The sequence below is a fragment of the Alloalcanivorax xenomutans genome (genome assembly GCF_032810065.1).
Lineage (GTDB): Bacteria > Pseudomonadota > Gammaproteobacteria > Pseudomonadales > Alcanivoracaceae > Alloalcanivorax > Alloalcanivorax xenomutans.
On the sequence record NZ_CP136538.1, the window covers coordinates 1,927,776 to 1,944,080 of the forward strand.

The window sequence follows — 16,305 nt, forward strand, 5'->3', positions numbered from 1 at the left end:
CAGGCCACTCGCTGCTGGGGAGCCTCCGAAAAACGTCATGCCGGACTCGATCCGGCATCTCCCTCTACAAGGTGGTGTGCCTCCAGAAGGAGATCCCGGGTCAAGCCCGGGATGACGGGGTGTTATTCAGGCGCCTGGCCCGCCCCAGGAATTCACCGATACACCGGTAAGTTTCCGCGCAGGCCTCCGGCACCAGATCCTCCAGATTCAGATAAGCGTGAATCATGTCCGGGAAATGCACGTGCTGATGAGGGATGCCGGCTTCACTCAGCCGGTCAAGGTAGCGCAGGCCTTCGTCGCGCAGCGGGCACAGGCCGGCGGTGATCATCAGGGTCTCCGGCATGCCCGTGCCCATGGGCATGTACAGCGGAGAATGAGCGCGCCGGTCCTCGCCGTGCTGGAAGTAATGATCCACATACCATTCGATACGCGCTGTTTCCAACAAATAGCCGTGGCTGTTTTCCTGCAATGAGGGCTGTTCCAGGGTGTAATCCAGACTCGGATAGATCAGTACCTGGCGTTGCGGGCGATGTGCCTCATCGTCCTGCAGCAGGGCGGAAAGCGTGGCGGCCAAGGCGCCACCGCCGGAGTCCCCGGCCAGCGTCAGTGACCGTTGCACTGGATAGCCTTCCCGGGACAGCAGCGGGTAGAGCCCTCGTGTCACCGCCAGACAATCTTCCAGGCCCGCCGGGTAGGGGTGCTCCGGTGTCAGCCGGTACTCCACCGACAGCAACAGGTGACCGCTGGCCCTGGCCAGTTTGCGGCAGATCGGGTCGTACACCTGGACACTGCCGGCCATGTGGCCGCCGCCGTGAAAAAATAAACACACCGGCTTGCGCTGGCCCGGTGCCGGATCGTAGGCGCGCGCGGTGATGGTATGTCCGTCCGCATCCACCAGCAGGTCGCGTACGTCGGCGATGTCGGGGCTATCCGTGACCAGGGTTTCGGTCATCCCCGCCAGGCTGTCGCGGACCATGGCGGGGGTGGCTTCGATACCTTTGCGGCGTTGTTCCTCGATCAGATGGTTGAGCCGGGTCAGCCAGGGCAACAGACCGGGGTGCAGCGCCTTGCTCAGCATTCCTGTCAACATTGAAACAGCACCAGGGCTTCGCCGGAACAGATCATCCGGCCATTGGCGCCGGTGCATTCGGTGGCCAGATTCACCAGTGCCTTGTCGGCGCGCAGGCGGGTCACCGTGACCTTGGCGGTGAGCGCTTCGCCCACATCGGCGTTCTGTTCGAAGTGCAGACTTTGCTTGAGATAGTTGGTGCCGTGGCCGGGCAACTCCTCGCCAAGCAGATAGGAAAACAAGCCGGCGATGAGCGGTTCCGGCACGGTGGCGCACCGGGCCTCGGGGAAGTTGACCAGCGCGCACCACTGGCTCAGCTCCCCGGCGCTGAAATGGCGGGAGACGGTGGCCTGGTCGCCGACCTTCAGGGCGTGAAAACGGGGCAGGGTCTCGCTCACGGGGTGTTCTCCTCGGCGATGTGAATACGGGCGCGGCCTTCCAGGCAGATGCCGCCGTCGGCCTTGACCACGCGGGTGGTGAATAGATCGTCCTGTTGCCGCGCTTCGACGATCACCGTCAATGCCTCGTCGGCGTAGGCGGGGGCGGGGAACATCAGTTCCTGCATGGACAGGGTGGCGCCGGGCCAGGACCGGGCGATCAGCGCGCGCAGATGGGAAAACAACAGCATGCCATGGGAAACGGTGGCGCCGAAGCGGGTTACCGAGGCGTACTGGGGATCCACATGGATGGGGTTGTGATCGCCGCTGATCTCGGCGAAACGATCAAAGTCCTGTTGGGACAGGGTCACGGCTTGCTCCAGCCGTGGTTTATTCGGCGCCATTGCGCAGCTCCTGTTTGGTGACTTTGCCCAGGGAGTTACGGGGCAGTGCCGGCAGGCACTGGAAAACCTTGGGAACCTTGTAGCCGGCCAGCCGTTCACGGCAGTGGGCGCGCAAAGCGTCCTCGTCGACCTGGCTGTCCGGGCGCGGCACGTAGCAGGCCTTGCCCACTTCGCCCCAGCGCTGGTCGGCGATGCCCACCACCGCCACTTCGGCGATGGCCGGATGTTGTTCAAGCACTTTTTCCACTTCAGCGGGGTAGACGTTTTCGCCGCCGGAGATGTACATGTCCTTCCAGCGATCGACGATGTAATAAAAGCCGTCGTCGTCGCGCCGGGCGACGTCGCCGCTGTGCAGCCAGCCGTCGGCTTCGATGGCCTCGGCGGTAGCGTCCGGACGATTCCAGTAACCCGGCGTAATGTTGGGGCCGCGGATCAGCAGCTCGCCGGCTTCGCCGTCGGGCACGTCGAGGCCATCCCGGTCGACGATACGGACTTCGGTGAGCAATTGCGGGCGGCCCACGGAGCCGATTTTTTCAATTACTTTGTCTTCATCGAGCAAAAACACGGTGGGGCCGGTTTCGGTCATGCCCATGCCGGTACGCACATGAATGCCGTGCTCCACATAACTCTGCGCCACCGGCAGGGATAGCGGGGCGCCGCCGCAACCCCAGGAACGTACCCGGCGCAGCCGCTCGCCGCTGAATCCCGGTTGCTCCAGCAGCGCCTGGTACACCGCCGGCACGCCGAAGAAAATGGTCGCCCGCCGTTCCAATATGTCGAGGGCTTGTTGAGGCTCGAAATTGCGTGCCACCAGCACGGTACCGCCAACAAAAAACACCGCGCTGGAGTAAAGATTGATGCCAGCGGTGTGGAACAATGGCAGCACGTTGAGCAGTACGTCCTCGCCGGTGAGATTCACCGCCAGGCCGATGTTCAGGTAATTGGCCAGCATCATGCGAAACGTCTGCACCACGCCCTTGGGCCGGCCGGTGGTGCCGGAGGTGTAGAGCAGGTACCAGGGCGTGTCCGGACTCTTTTCCGGGTGCGCGCTGAGATCCGGGGCCACCTGTTGAAGATCCTGGTGATAGTGGCGTTCCGAGCCGACCGGCTGATCCAGCGCCACCAGCGTCAGGTCGGTGAAGGTGCCCCCCAGGGCGCGGGCCGCGTCGGCCAGTTCGTCACCGAAGATCAAGGCCCCGGGCTGGCAGTCGGCCATCAGGACTTCCAGCTCCGGCACCGCCAGTCGCCAGTTCAGTGGCACCAGAATCAGGCCGGCCTTGGCGCAGCCGAACAGCATGGCGAAGAATTCCGCGCGGCTGTGGCCGAGCCAGGCGAGCCGGTCGCCTTCCCGCAACCCCCAATGCTCACGGGCCGCCGCCGCCAGCCGGGCCGCCCTTTCGTTGAGCTGCGCGTAGTTGTAGCGTTCGCCGCTGTGCAGATCTTCCAGTGCCAGCCGGTCCGGGGTTACCCGGGCACGTTGGGCCAGAAGGTCGAACATTTCCATTGATGCCTCCGGTTTCTTGTTCCGTCGGCGCGGGGTTCGCCAATGGCCAGAGCCCCGCGCCCACATTTTCTTACGGGTTCAGTTCCGACCAGTTGAAGCGGGTGACGCGGTTGCTGATCAGTGAGAACACGAATACCGAGCCGTCACCCACGGCCACCTGTTCGGCGTCGAACAAGCCGCCCGGGCGGCTGCCGAGCGAGCGGTCCAGCCAGTGACCCAGATAGTTCGGGCGGATCACGCCGTTACCGTCCGGGGCGCTGTCGTCCGGGTTGGCCCAGGCCCGCGCCACCATGTTGAAGCCATCGGCCACCAGCAGGCTGTCCTGCTGCGCGTCGTAAGCCAGGCCGGCGGGCAGGAACAGCCGGTCCGCTTCCAGGTCTTCCGGATGGTCGTAGGTGCCGCCACCGACGCCCACTTGTCCAAGCAGGCCGCCGTTGGCCGGGGACAGAGCCTGGATGCGCTGGTTGCGCCGGTCGGTGACGTAGATGCGGTCGGACAGAGCCAGCACACTGCCAATCTGATCGAAGGTGCCGGGCGCGCCCTGATCGAAGAACGCCGGGCCGAGACTCCAGTTGTCGCCCAGGTCACTGCCTTTGTTGCTGTCGACGCCGCCGGCGTACCAGATCCGGTTCAGCGTGCCGCTGCCGCTGTCATAGTCGAACCGCCAGGCGTAATTGGCGAAGCTGGTGATGTACAGTTCGTGTTGGTCGCCGCCGCCGCGTACCGAGATCGATACCGGATAATTGATGTTGCTGGAGGTCAGCGCGATGCGCGGCGCCGACAGGCCGCCGGTGCGGTAGCTCAGGTTGAACAGCTCTTCCAGGTTGCCGTCGGCATCGTAAATACGAACGCTGGCGTCGCCGGTGTAGGGCCAGGGCAGGGTGGCGTCGGCACCCACCAGAACCGCCACCATTTCACCGTGGTTGCTATCGTTGAAAGTGGCGATGCCGGTGACCCCATAGCTGATATCGGTACCGGGGAAACGGCCGAGATAATTGCCGCTGCCATCGTACATGTTGATGCGGGTGTTGGGCGTATCACTGACCAGCAGGCGGTTCTTGCTGCTCAGCCATGCCATGCCGCTGGCGGAGTGCAACTGCCCGGCAAGCGTACGCGGGTGCCCCCAGAATTCATGGTTACTCTCACCGCCGACGCCGGCGGAAACGGAACAGCGCAGCAGGGTGGTGCCGGCGGAATTGGTCCAGCATTTCTTGATGCGATTATTGCCGCTGTCGCTGACCAGATGTACGCGGGCGTCACTGAAGAAGTAACCCCACGACCAGATATCCTCGCGGTGGAAATTGCCGTTGGCATCGATTACCGGCACCAGATCGTTGGGTAACTGAAAGGCGGCATCTTCATTGGCGGCGGTGGTGGGGGCGCGCATCTCCACCTGATGGATACCCAGATGACCATAGACCCAGGTGGCCTGGGCGTCGGCGCTGCCGCTGCTTCGGTACTTCACCGGGTTGGTGTCGGTGGTGGCGGCCAGGTTGGGGAAGCGCAGGATGCGGCCGTTGTAGGTGTCCGCCACGTACAGGTTGCCCTGCAGGTCGGTGCGCACGCCGCGGGGGCGTTTCAGGTGATCGACGTTGCCGTCGTCATCGCGGATGCGCCCGAGCATGTCGTCCAGGGTTAATTGGCCGGTGGCGGTATTGACCCGGAAAATCTTGATGCGATTGTTGCCGTTGTCGGCCACGTAAAGATAGGTGGCGCCATTGTCCGGTGACTGGTAGTAGGTCATGCCCTGGGGAATGCGGAAGCCGTCGCGTTTTTCCGGTTCGCCGGCATAGTCGTCGTAGTTGGTGGAATCGGTGCCGTAGTTTTTATCCACGCCGCGCAGGATCGGCCCGGCGCCGACATACTGGCCGCTGCCGTCCTGCCAGCCGACGGTCTGGATCAGGCTGACCTGATAGTTGTTGTCCGGGTCTATGCTGAACGCCTTGATGCGATGGTTGAATTCATCGGAGACGTAGATGAACCCTTGCGGCGTGATCGTCATGTTGCGTGGCAGATACAGATCCTCGCCGCCACCGTGACCGGGCTGGCCGATGGAAGTGACGTATTCGAAATTATCGGCGCTGCCGGCAACGGTGCGGAAAAAATGCACCTGCTGACGGCCCACATCATTGACGTAAAGACCGGCCAGACGATCGTCATCCGCCTCGCTTTTCGACAGAAAGGCGATGCCCAGCGGCGCGCGGATATCCGGAACGGTGCTGGCCGGGCTGTCCGCCGCCAGGGTCTGGTCGGCGTCGTCGAGGGTGCCGATGGCGGCGCCGTTGAGATTGAGCACGCGGATCTTGTAGTCGCCCATGTCCGCCACGTAAACGCGGGTCTGGGCGGCGCCCAGGGCGACGGTGTCGCGGTCGTAAGTAACGGTGGTGGGGGTGTTGAATTGGTAGCGTTGATGTGCCGGCTCGCTGCTCAACTCCGCCGAACGATCTTCATCGGCGAAGGTCTGGAAGGCGCTGGCCGATAGGGGCAGAGCGCTGATCAGCGCGGCCTGGCCGAGCCGGTATAGCAGGGTGTTTCTGCTCATTGTGGTTCTCCCGATTGTTGTTGTTATGCCCTGATAGAGACTGTGGAACAGGCTCGGTCATACTGCTTGGGCCGTTGAGCCGGGAAAGGAAGGTTTCCCGGCGGTTTGCTCTCCCGTTTGATTCGCGGCTTTGGGGTGTTTTCGTATCAGCGGGCGAGGAAGTCGGCCATGCCGCTGTCCGCTTCGTCGCTGCCGATCTGTTCCAGAAAATGCTGACGCTCGTCATCCAGGGCGGCGCGAACCCGGTGTGGATCCGGCCGCGTCAATGCCAGGGTGTGACGGACGCTGGACGGCTGCGCCCGGCACAACCGCCGTGCCAGCGCGAGCGCCTGATCCTGTTCCTCGCCCTCGTTCACCAAGTGCTGCACCAGACCGATGCGGTGCGCTTCCTCGGCACTCACTCGCCGGTTGAGCAACTGGATGTCGAGGGCGCGGGCGCGGCCGATACGCTCCGGCATCAGAGCGGTCCAGCCGCCGTCCGGGCTGTAGCCCACCACCGTGTACCAGGGTGCGAAGCTGGCGCGCGGTCCGGCCACGGCGATGTCGCAGCCCAGTACCAGACCGAGGGAGCCGCCGGTCACCGTGCCGTGCACCGCCACCACGGTGGGGCAGGGCAGGGTCAGCAGGGCCAGGATGACGTCGTTGAGGCGGCCCACCACGTGGTGGGCATAGTCGCGGCGCTGCTCTCGCGGCGTGTGATAAAAGCCGGCCACGTCACCGCCGGTGGAAAAGGAGCGGCCATTGGCATCCAGCAGCAGCGCCCTGGGGGCTTCGCCATGGGCGCGGGCCAGGGCATCGGCAAGGGCATCCAGTAATTCCGGCACCAGGGCGTTGTGCCGCTCCGGGCGGTTAAGGGTGAGCCGTGCCAGGCCGTCCTGGTTCTGATAAAGCACCAACTCGCTCATGCCTTCTCCTTGCCGTCCAGGGCCAGCCCGTTGCGGAACAGATCGGATATGGTGGCGACCACCTCGTCGAAGGAACGGTCCCGGTCCCACAGGGCGAAGCGCAGGCCGAGAAAATTGGACAGGCCCATCAGGGCCCAGACCCGGATCTCATCATTGCCGGGCCGCACTTCACCCTTGCGGGTAGCGTCGGCCAGCATGCGCATGTAGCCCCGGCCGAACGCCTCGTAATATTCGCGGAAGATCGCTTCATCGACGAACTGCGCTTCCTGCAGCACCCGATACAGCGAGGGATTGGCGCTGACGTATTCGAGGAAGGCGCGCAGACCCAGCTCCTCCGCCTGCAGCCGGTCGCGGGCGCCGATCACACTGGCGGCCAGATGGGCCCGCACTTTATGTCCCATGTCGCGTACCAGTTCACGCAGGATTTCCTCCTTGCCGGAGAAATAGCAGTACAGCGTGCCTTGCGCTACGCCGGCGGCGCGGGTGATGTCGCTGATGCCGGCGCGGTGATAGCCAAGAGTGCCAAAGGTGTCCTCGGCGGCTTTCAGAATCCGGGCGCGGGTGCGCGCACCACGGGCGGTTTTCGGGGCGCTGGGGGCGATGTCCTTGGCGGCGGAACTCATGGGCAAATCCTGTTTTGTTATTTGAAAACTGAATCAGTAGTCAGAAAAATTACGACCGAAGCCGCTCAGTGTCAAGTTGAACCGTGCTTGAAAGGATTTCCTGATAATCGCTGTTAGTGGCTGTTTTATAGAGTTTTATTGGCAATTTTAGGAGGGCGGGAATTGCTTGGTAGACGAAATAATGAAATTTGTCTCCATCTTGATGCTTGAAGAAACCTGATTCAGTTGTCATATTGTGAGCCAATGCAGTTCGCCCTGTTTGGACAAGGCGAGATGCCACGCCGTCCGGCCGTGCCGGGACGGTTCTCAACCCAATGACAACAACCGAACAACAAGCCCACTCATCGCGCTGCCGTGCAGACGATGAAGATAGAAAGGGAGAGATAACATGAAGCAGCGTCTGCTCGCCGTAACGGCGTTCACCCTGGGTACCCTGTCGTTTTCCGCTGTCGCGCAAGCCGGTGACAGTGTCCGCATCGCCCACGTCACCGGATTCTCCGGTCCGCTTTCCGCTTACGCCAAGCAATTGGGTGACGGCATGCGCATGGGCTTTGAATACGCCACCGACGGCACCATGGAAGTGGCCGGCCGCAAGATCGAGATCATCGATAAAGACACCCAGAACGACCCCGCCCGGGCCCGCTCCCTGGTGGAGGAAGCCTACGCCGAGGACGATGCCAGCATCGTGGTGGGGCCGGTGGCCTCCGGCGTCGCCCTGGCCACCTTGCCGATCGCCGAGGAGTACGAGCGCATCATCATGCCGGAAGGGGTGGCCGACGCCATTACCGGCGCGGACTGGAACCGCTATGTCTTCCGGGTGGGGCGCAATTCCTCACAGGATGCGGTCTCCAACGCGGTGGCGCTGGGGCAACCCGGTGTCTGCGTGGCCACCATCGCCCAGGACTACGCCTTTGGCCGTGATGGCGTCGCCGCCTACAAGGAAGCGATGACCTCCGCCGGCGGTAAAGTGGTGCATGAGGAATACCTGCCCCTGGACACCACCGATTTCACCGCCGCCGCCCAGCGTTTGTTCACCGCGTTGAAGGATCCGGACGGCTGCGACAAAGGCAAGTACATCTTCGCCATCTGGGCGGGCAGCGCCAATCCGCTCGGCCGTATTCAGGATCTGCATCCGGAGCGTTACGGTATCAAGCTGGCCACCGGCGGTAACATTCTGGCCGCTTTGGCCGGCTATTCCGCCTTCCCAGGCATGGAAGGCGCCGGTTTCTATTACTTCGAGTCCCCGAAAAACGAGATCAACGACTGGTTCGTGAAGGAGCATTTCAAGCGTTTCAACGCGGCACCGGATTTCTTCACCGCCCAGGGCTTCGCCCAGGCCATGGCGATCACCGCGGCGCTGCGTAAGACCGAAGGGTCCACCGACAGCGAGGACCTGATCGAGGCGATGGAAGGGCTCAGCTTCGACACGCCCAAGGGCAAGATGACCTTCCGCGCGGAAGACCATCAGGCGATGCAGGCCATGTACCACTTCCGTATCGAATCGCAAGAGCGTGACGACTGGTTCGAGGATCGCACCGTCACCGCCGGCGTGCCGGTGTTGGTACGGGAAATCTCCATGGACGAAATGAAGATTCCGCTGCGCAATCAGCGCTGATCAGCTGCGGACGGCGCGCTCCGGCACGCCGTCCGCGCAGTTCGCGGAGCTTCGTCTCCACGGTTTGAGTTTGCCTACGGGGAAGTTGTCATGGCGTCACCAACCGCCGTTCTCGAAACCCGCGACCTGACCATCCAGTTTGGTGGTCACGTGGCGGTGAATCGGGTGTCCTGCGCCTTCCAGGCGGGCACCCTGACCGCCATTGTCGGTCCCAACGGGGCGGGTAAAACCACCTGGTTCAATCTGATTTCAGGACAACTGCGGGCCAGTGCCGGCAGTGTCCATCTGTTTGGCGAAGACATCACCGATCTGGGCGTGGCCGCCCGGGCGGACAAGGGGCTGGGGCGCGCGTTCCAGCTCACCAATCTGTTTCCCGATCTCAGCGCTCTGGAAAACGTGCGCCTGGCGGTGGCGTCGCGTCACCGTATCGGCCATGTGTTCTGGCAGATGGCGTCGAAGCGCCGTGATATCACCGACCGCGCCGCCGAGTATCTGCGCCAGGTCAACATGCTGCACCGCGCCGATGACGCGGTGGCCAATCTTTCCCATGGTGATCAGCGCAAGCTGGAAGTGGCTCTGATGCTGGCGCTGGAGCCCACCGTGTTCATGTTCGATGAGCCCACCGCCGGCATGAGTGTGGACGAAGTGCCGGTGATCCTGGATCTGATCGCCCAGATCAAACAGCGTGAAGACAAAGTGGTGTTGCTGGTGGAACACAAAATGGATGTGGTGCGCTCCCTGGCGGATCGCATCGTGGTATTGCACAACGGTGAACTGGTGGCCGATGGTGAGCCGACTGAAGTGATCGCCTCGCCGATCGTGCAGGAAGCCTACCTGGGTGTGGCGGCGGAAGCGGAGGAGGGCGCATGAGCGAGCCGATCCTGTCTCTGCGGGAGGTCTACGCGGACATCGACCAATACCACATTCTGCATGGCGTCGATCTGGACGTGCCGGCGGGAGAACTGACCGTGCTGCTGGGACGTAACGGTGCCGGTAAAAGCACCACGCTGCGCACCATCATGGGTCTGACCACCCTGACCAAAGGGCAGGTGCGTTTTCAGGGGCGTGACATTGGTGGCACGGCAACGCCGGCCATCGCCCGCGGTGGTATTGCTTTCGTACCGGAAAACATGGGCATTTTCGGTCAGCTCACGGTGCGGGAAAACATGGTCCTGGCGGCGGTCAGCGGTGCCATGGACGAGCAACGCCTGAACTGGATTTTTGAAGTATTTCCGCCGTTGAAAAAATTCTGGAATCGCGCCGCCGGCAATCTTTCCGGTGGGCAGAAACAGATGCTGGCCATTGCCCGGGCAGTGATCGAACCGCGCGAGTTGCTGTTGGTGGACGAGCCCACCAAGGGGCTGGCGCCGGCCATCATCAATGACCTTGCCGATGCTTTCGAGCAACTCAAACAACAGCGGGTATCGATCCTGCTGGTGGAACAGAACTTCAATTTTTCCCGGCGCCTTGGCCAGTCCGTGGCGGTGATGAGTGACGGACATATCGTGCACCGGGGCACCATGGCGGAACTCGCCGAGGACGAGGACTTGCAGCATGAACTGCTGGGCCTTGGCCTGGGCGCGCACCAATAAGGAGAACAGAGCATGTCCGCTCCTCAAGATGTTTTTGACGCCGACACCGGCAACAGGTCGTGGTGGGAGAAGCTGCGTGCCTTCCGGCAGGACAAACCGCACCTGTTCCTGTTGCTGATCATGGTGGTGATTCCGCTGTTTCTGATGCCTTCCTCCACCTGGGCGGTACTCACTTTGAGCGGCCTGGCCATGGGCGCCATGCTGTTTCTGATGGCTTCCGGCATGACCCTGACCTTCGGCCTGATGAACGTGTTGAATCTGGCTCACGGTTCCTTTATTTCCCTCGGCGCCTTCGCCGGCGCCACTGTGCTGACCATGTGGCTGAACGACTACACCAGCGGCTCGCTGTGGGTCAATCTGGTGGCGGTGGTTCCGGCGCTGCTGTTCGCGCTGGTGGTGGCGGGGTTGCTCGGCGTGTTGTTCGAGCGGCTGGTGATCCGGCCGGTTTATGGCGATCACCTCAAGCAGATCCTGGTGACCGTGGGCGGCTCCATCATCGTCATGGAGCTGCTGCAGGTGATCTGGGGTTCCAACGAGATCCCGGTGCCGCGACCGGAAGCGCTGCGCGGCGCGCTGTTGATCAGCGATGCCATTCCCATTATTGGCGGCATCGCCCTGGAAAAATATCGCCTGCTGGCGGTGATCCTGGGGCTGGGGGTGTACGCGCTGATGTTGTGGGTAATCGACCGTACCCGCCTGGGCATTCTGATCCGTGCCGGAGTGGAAAACCGGGAGATGGTGGAAGTGCACGGCTACCGTATCCGTCTGCTGTTCCTGGCGGTGTTCGTGGCGGGCTCCGCCCTGGCTGGCATCGGTGGTGCCATGTGGGCCATGTACCGGGAAATCATCACCGCGCACATGGGCGAGGAACTGATGATCTCGGTGATCGTGGTGATCATTCTCGGTGGTCTGGGTTCGGTGCGGGGCTGTTTTTACGGCGCCGTGCTGGTGGGCCTGATCAATCTCTATGTCGGTTATCTGGAGCCGCGGCTGGCGGCGGTGGCCACCGTCGGTCTGATGGTGGCGGTACTGATGTGGCGGCCCCAGGGCCTGATTCCGGTCATCAAGGTGTGAGGAGAGAGACATGCTGAAGACCTTGCTTTCCGGAGATTATCCGCGCAGCCGTCCGCTCACCGTGGTGCTGCTGTTGATGTTCCTGTGCTTGGCGCTGGGGCCGTTCCTGTTCCCCGGTACCCGGGCATTTTCCACCCTGGGCATGATCTGCGTGTTCGTGATCGTGGTGGCGTCCTACGATTTGATGTTGGGATACACCCACATTGTGTCCTTTGCCCATACCATGTTTTTCGGCATTGGCGCCTATGGCGTGGCGATGACCATGGACGCCATGGGTAAAGGCTTTGCTCCGATCTTTATTGGTCTGGGCGCCTCCCTGCTGGTGAGCCTGCTGTTGGCATTGTTATTGGGATTGTTGTCGTTGCGGGTGAAGGCGATTTTCTTCGCGCTGGTGACGCTGGCGGTGGCGTTCGCGTTCCTCAGTCTGGTGACGCAGCTTTATCACATCACCGGCGGTGAGGATGGGCTGCGCGTGCGGGTGCCGCGTGAACTGGGGCCGGCCTTCAAACCTTTTGATGGTGAGCTGCGTGGTTTCAGTATCACTACTTTCCTGACCGGGTTGTTCACCGATCCGGGAAATCTCGGTGAGGTATGGCGGGAATCGGTGTTCAAGGCGCGTATCACTGGCCGCGATCTGATGTATTACATCACTTTCTTTGTCACTGTTGGCGTGTTCCTGTTCCTGCTGCGCTTGGTGAACTCTCCGTTCGGGCGCGTGTTGCAGGCGATTCGGGAGAATGAATTCCGTGCCCAGGCGCTCGGCTACCGGACCGTGTTTTACCGCACCGCGGTGGTGATCATCTCTGCTTTGCTGGCGACGCTGGCTGGTGTGTTGTTCGCGCTGATCAACCGCTATGTGAATCCGGAGAACACACTTAATTTCGAGCTGATGGTGTTCATTCTGCTGATGTGCGTGATCGGTGGCATGGGTACACTGTATGGCTCGGTGGTGGGCGCGGTCTTGTTCCTGTTGGCGCAGAATTATCTGCAGGATGTGCTCAAGTGGCTGGGCGGCGGTCTGGAGCCGGGCTCGCTGCTGGCGGAGCTGGTGGGGCCGGAGCGCTGGTTACTGTGGTTCGGTCTGCTGTTCGTGCTCAGCGTGTACTTTTTCCCCGCCGGCATCGTCGGTCAGTTACGGTTGTGGGCAGGGCGGTCGTCATCGCGGAAACAGGGCAACGGCGATGACGCCACGGCGGCCGGCGAGCAGGAAAGCGGCAACAAGGGCAAGGACGGCCCGGTGGTGTCATGAACCGGGAAGCAGTAGGACAGGAGAGTAGTGGAATGGGAGAGCAAGCGGGACGTCTGCACGGCAAGGTGGCGTTGATCACTGGCGCCGCCCGCGGCATTGGCCGGGGTATTGCCGAGCGCTATGCCCGGGAAGGCGCGCGGGTGGCGGTGGCCGATCTGGATGGCCACAGTGCCGGGGAAACAGCAGCGGCGATTCGGGCCGCCGGTGGTGAGGCCATGGCGGTGACCATGGACGTCACCGACGAAACGGCGGTCGGTGATGGCGTCAGCGCCGTGGTGACGGCCTGGGGCGGTCTGGATGTGGCGTTCGCCAACGCGGGTATTCAGCATATCGACCCGCTGGATCAGCTGTCCTTCGCCAATTGGCGCAAGGTCATGGCGGTGCATCTGGACGGCGCCTTTCTGCTCACCCGGGAAGCGCTGCGGGCCATGTACGCCAGCGGTGGCGGCACCATGCTGTATATGGGGTCGGTGCACTCCCTGGAGGCCTCACCGCTGAAAGCACCTTATGTTGCCGCCAAGCACGCCTTGCTCGGCCTCTGCCGCTCGGTGGCGAAGGAGGGCGCTGCCCACGGTGTGCGCAGTAACATCATCTGCCCCGGTTTCGTGCGCACCCCGCTGGTGGACAAACAGATCCCGGAACAGGCGAAAGAACTCGGCATCTCCGAGGATGAGGTGATCCGCAACGTCATGCTCAAGAACACCGTGGACGGCGAATTCACCACCGTGGAGGATGTGGCGGAACTGGCCCTGCACCTGGCGGCCTTCCCCTCGGCGGCGCTCACCGGCCAGTCCGTGGTGGTCAGCCATGGGTGGCATATGGGATGAGAGAAGCAGTTAATAGTTAACAGTGAATAGGGAATAGTTGCGCGGGATGCGCCGGTTGGAAGCTGAAAACAAAGAGGCCGCGCCCAGATGATGGATGCGGCCTCTTTACTTTCATATTCCTGGAAATAAGGCTCACGCTTTTCCCGCGAGCTATTCACTGTTCCCTATTCACTATTCACTATTCACTGCTTTGACGGGAGCCCGGTTCCATCCGTGGAACCTGGAGATCGATCAGGCCTTCAAGGGGTCACAGAAGGGAATCTGAAGGGGGCTCGCCGAACCGCAAAGATACTGTACAAAAGAACAGTGTGTCAAGGTTCGGCGATAATGATCAATTGTCCTCGCCTTCCGGCAGGGTGATGTTCAGTTCCAGAACCTCGCAGCCGGACTCCCGGTCCACTTGCACATTCACTGCCTCCGGGTCCACCGGGACGTATTTGCGCACCACGGCCAGCAGTTCTTCCTGCAGTTGTGGCAGGTAGTCGGGACCGCCGCGTCCGCTGCGTTCGCGGGCGACGATGATTTGCAGCCGCTCCTTGGCGGTGGAGGCGGTGTTCTGCTTCTTAGGCAGCAAGTAACTGAAGATGCCCATGATTTAGCCTCCGAACAGTCGTCCAAACAATCCTTTCTTGGCGGCGGTGAGGAAGCGGTGGGGGCGTTCCTCGCCAATGAACCGCGCCACGGCATCGGCGTACGCCAGGCCAGCATCGGATTCCAGATCCAGGATCACCGGCGCGCCGGAGTTACTGGCATTGAGCACGGCCTGGGATTCGGGAATCACGCCGAGCAGGTCCACGGCCAGGATTTCCTGCACATCGCCCACCGACAGCATCTCGCCGCGGTCCACCCGTTCCGGAGAGTAGCGGGTCAGCAGCAGCCGGGCGGGAATGTCGCCTTCGCCCTGTTCGGCCTTGCGGGTCTTGCTGGAAAGAATCCCCAGGATGCGGTCGGAGTCACGCACACTGGACACTTCGGGGTTGGTCACCACGATCGCTTCGTCGGCGAAGTAGGCGGCCATCAGCGCACCTTTCTCGATCCCCGCGGGGCTGTCGCAGATTACGTACTCCATCTCCATGTCGCGCAGGCCGTTGAGGACCTTCTCCACGCCTTCCTGGGTCAGAGCATCCTTGTCGCGGGTCTGGGAAGCAGGCAGGATGAACAGGTTTTCCACCCGCTTGTCCTTGATCAGACCCTGCTTGAGGTTGGCGTCACCGTTGATCACGTTGACCAGGTCGTAAACCACGCGGCGCTCGCAACCCATGATCAGGTCCAGATTCCGCAGCCCCACATCAAAATCGATTACCGTGGTTTTATGGCCACGCATGGCGAGACCGGTTGCCAGGGCGGCGCTGGTGGTGGTCTTGCCCACTCCTCCCTTGCCGGATGTCACGACCACGATTTTTGTCACGATCTCTTCTCCTCGAAGTCCTTGCAGACGTAGGTGCGAGCCGCTACCGGACACCGGCAACGACAGGTTCTCAACTTTTGCCCATCAGATCGGCGAAGCACATGGCGTCGCCGTCCAGGCTCATTTGCACGGGTTTGCGTCGATAGGCGTCAGGCAGATCCTCGGCGACCCGGTAATGGCCGGCGATGGACACCAGTTCCGCGTCCAGATCCTGACAGAAGATCCGCGCCGCCTCATTGCCCCGCACGCCGGCCAGAGCCCGTCCGCGCAACGTGTTGTATATATGAATATTGCCTTCGGCCAGCAATTCGGCGCCGGTGCTCACCGGAGCCAGCACGATCAGATCGCCACGGGCATAGACCTGTTGTCCGGAACGCACCGGCTGCTCCACCACCAGGGTGTCCTCGGCGGCGGCCGGGGCGGCCTTGCTGTTGCCGGCGCGCGCCGGCGGCTCACTGCGGGCCACATCGCGGCCATTGGCCAGATTGATGCTGCCCAGGCCGAGCATGGCGGCCACCTGGTCGTCCAGTTCCGGGTGGCGGGCCAGGGCGACCAGATTGACGCCCAGCCCGCGCAGGGTGTCCACGGCGGTCAGCAGCTCCACCTGGGAGGCTTCTTCCGGATGGGCCACATCCACCACCACCGGTGCGTCCAGCAGCCACTGGGCGGCGTCTTCCAGCCGTTGGGAGATTTGCTGATGCAGACTACGGGAGTCCAGGTCCTTGAGATAGAGGACCGTCGCCATCAGCATGCGGCCCTTGAACTCGAAACTTGCCTTTTCCTCGATGGAAACTGTCATTGACTGGGTCTTTTTACCTGCTTATTGGGTCGAAGGCGGCCGCCGGGAAGCGGCAAAGGCCCCGGTTGACCGGCGAATGAGCCGGCCATTGGGGGCACTCGACATATCCGGCAAAGCGTAGACGAAACCGACAAGCGGCGAAAGACGCGCGACCCACGGTCATTGTTAAATTTGCCAATGTTGGGACCCGCCGATCAAAAAATCGCCGGGAGCGATTTTTGACGTCGCGCCAGCGATGGTCCGAGAGCGGGTGCCTCTGGCCAGGGGAGGAGAGCCGGCGATCAGCGTTCCAGGACGCGGGAGAAGCACGGTCCTGG

The 16,305-nt window shown here is 62.4% G+C and carries 16 protein-coding genes; 6 read left to right on the forward strand and 10 right to left on the reverse strand.

All coding sequences use genetic code 11. The annotated features are described in order from the left end of the window. Nucleotides 1–100: 100 nt before the first annotated feature. From RYH70_RS09040 to RYH70_RS09070, 7 genes are all read right to left on the reverse strand, one after another. A complete protein-coding gene (locus tag RYH70_RS09040; protein WP_253825074.1) occupies nucleotides 101–1,090 on the reverse strand; it encodes an alpha/beta hydrolase in 990 nt (329 codons plus the stop codon). Continuing rightward, nucleotides 1,084–1,467 (reverse strand): hotdog family protein, encoded by a 384-nt coding sequence (locus RYH70_RS09045; RefSeq protein WP_055100769.1) that lies wholly within the window; start codon nucleotides 1,465–1,467, stop codon nucleotides 1,084–1,086. The genes RYH70_RS09040 and RYH70_RS09045 overlap by 7 nt, the downstream gene beginning before the upstream one ends. Beyond that, nucleotides 1,464–1,850, reverse strand: a complete 387-nt coding sequence (locus RYH70_RS09050; RefSeq protein ID WP_317010098.1) for a MaoC/PaaZ C-terminal domain-containing protein — start codon at nucleotides 1,848–1,850, stop codon at nucleotides 1,464–1,466. Before RYH70_RS09050 ends, RYH70_RS09045 begins: the two co-directional genes overlap by 4 nt. After that, nucleotides 1,837–3,354, reverse strand: coding sequence for an acyl-CoA synthetase (locus tag RYH70_RS09055; protein ID WP_317010099.1), 1,518 nt, complete (start codon nucleotides 3,352–3,354; stop codon nucleotides 1,837–1,839). Before RYH70_RS09055 ends, RYH70_RS09050 begins: the two co-directional genes overlap by 14 nt. A gap of 70 nt (nucleotides 3,355–3,424) precedes the next feature. Then, nucleotides 3,425–5,896 (reverse strand): NHL repeat-containing protein, encoded by a 2,472-nt coding sequence (locus RYH70_RS09060; protein WP_317010100.1) that lies wholly within the window; start codon nucleotides 5,894–5,896, stop codon nucleotides 3,425–3,427. A 146-nt stretch (nucleotides 5,897–6,042) separates the two neighbouring features. Beyond that, a complete protein-coding gene (locus tag RYH70_RS09065) occupies nucleotides 6,043–6,801 on the reverse strand; it encodes an enoyl-CoA hydratase/isomerase family protein (protein ID WP_317010101.1) in 759 nt (252 codons plus the stop codon). Further along, entirely contained in the window at nucleotides 6,798–7,424 is a 627-nt protein-coding gene (locus RYH70_RS09070; protein WP_063139669.1) for a TetR/AcrR family transcriptional regulator, read from the reverse strand. The genes RYH70_RS09065 and RYH70_RS09070 overlap by 4 nt, the downstream gene beginning before the upstream one ends. A 388-nt stretch (nucleotides 7,425–7,812) precedes the next feature. On the opposite strand from RYH70_RS09070, the gene RYH70_RS09075 reads away from it, so the two are divergent. The 6 genes from RYH70_RS09075 to RYH70_RS09100 all read left to right on the forward strand — a co-directional run bounded on the left by RYH70_RS09075 (nucleotide 7,813) and on the right by RYH70_RS09100 (nucleotide 13,781). Continuing rightward, a complete protein-coding gene (locus RYH70_RS09075) occupies nucleotides 7,813–9,039 on the forward strand; it encodes a substrate-binding domain-containing protein (RefSeq protein ID WP_080530857.1) in 1,227 nt (408 codons plus the stop codon). Between the two features lie 90 nt (nucleotides 9,040–9,129). Next, nucleotides 9,130–9,909 (forward strand): ABC transporter ATP-binding protein, encoded by a 780-nt coding sequence (locus RYH70_RS09080; protein ID WP_022994504.1) that lies wholly within the window; start codon nucleotides 9,130–9,132, stop codon nucleotides 9,907–9,909. After that, entirely contained in the window at nucleotides 9,906–10,631 is a 726-nt protein-coding gene (locus tag RYH70_RS09085; RefSeq protein WP_022994505.1) for an ABC transporter ATP-binding protein, read from the forward strand. The genes RYH70_RS09080 and RYH70_RS09085 overlap by 4 nt, the downstream gene beginning before the upstream one ends. Before the next feature lie 12 nt (nucleotides 10,632–10,643). Next, nucleotides 10,644–11,705, forward strand: coding sequence for a branched-chain amino acid ABC transporter permease (locus RYH70_RS09090; protein ID WP_022994506.1), 1,062 nt, complete (start codon nucleotides 10,644–10,646; stop codon nucleotides 11,703–11,705). 10 nt (nucleotides 11,706–11,715) lie between these two features. Continuing rightward, nucleotides 11,716–12,954 carry a branched-chain amino acid ABC transporter permease gene (locus RYH70_RS09095; RefSeq protein ID WP_022994507.1) on the forward strand — a complete coding sequence of 413 codons (1,239 nt, stop codon included), beginning with the start codon at nucleotides 11,716–11,718 and terminating at the stop codon, nucleotides 12,952–12,954. A gap of 32 nt (nucleotides 12,955–12,986) precedes the next feature. Then, nucleotides 12,987–13,781: a 3-hydroxybutyrate dehydrogenase gene (locus RYH70_RS09100; RefSeq protein ID WP_022994508.1), complete on the forward strand. Its 795-nt coding sequence runs from the start codon at nucleotides 12,987–12,989 to the stop codon at nucleotides 13,779–13,781. 331 nt (nucleotides 13,782–14,112) lie between these two features. On the opposite strand, the gene minE is transcribed toward RYH70_RS09100, so the two are convergent. The 3 genes from minE to minC all read right to left on the reverse strand — a co-directional run bounded on the left by minE (nucleotide 14,113) and on the right by minC (nucleotide 15,988). Beyond that, complete coding sequence (gene minE / locus RYH70_RS09105) at nucleotides 14,113–14,373, reverse strand: cell division topological specificity factor MinE (RefSeq protein ID WP_317010102.1); 261 nt, start codon at nucleotides 14,371–14,373, stop codon at nucleotides 14,113–14,115. 3 nt (nucleotides 14,374–14,376) lie between these two features. Continuing rightward, a complete protein-coding gene (gene minD, locus RYH70_RS09110) occupies nucleotides 14,377–15,189 on the reverse strand; it encodes a septum site-determining protein MinD (RefSeq protein ID WP_022994510.1) in 813 nt (270 codons plus the stop codon). 70 nt (nucleotides 15,190–15,259) lie between these two features. Next, entirely contained in the window at nucleotides 15,260–15,988 is a 729-nt protein-coding gene (minC, locus tag RYH70_RS09115; protein WP_055100773.1) for a septum site-determining protein MinC, read from the reverse strand. Nucleotides 15,989–16,305 lie beyond the last annotated feature (317 nt).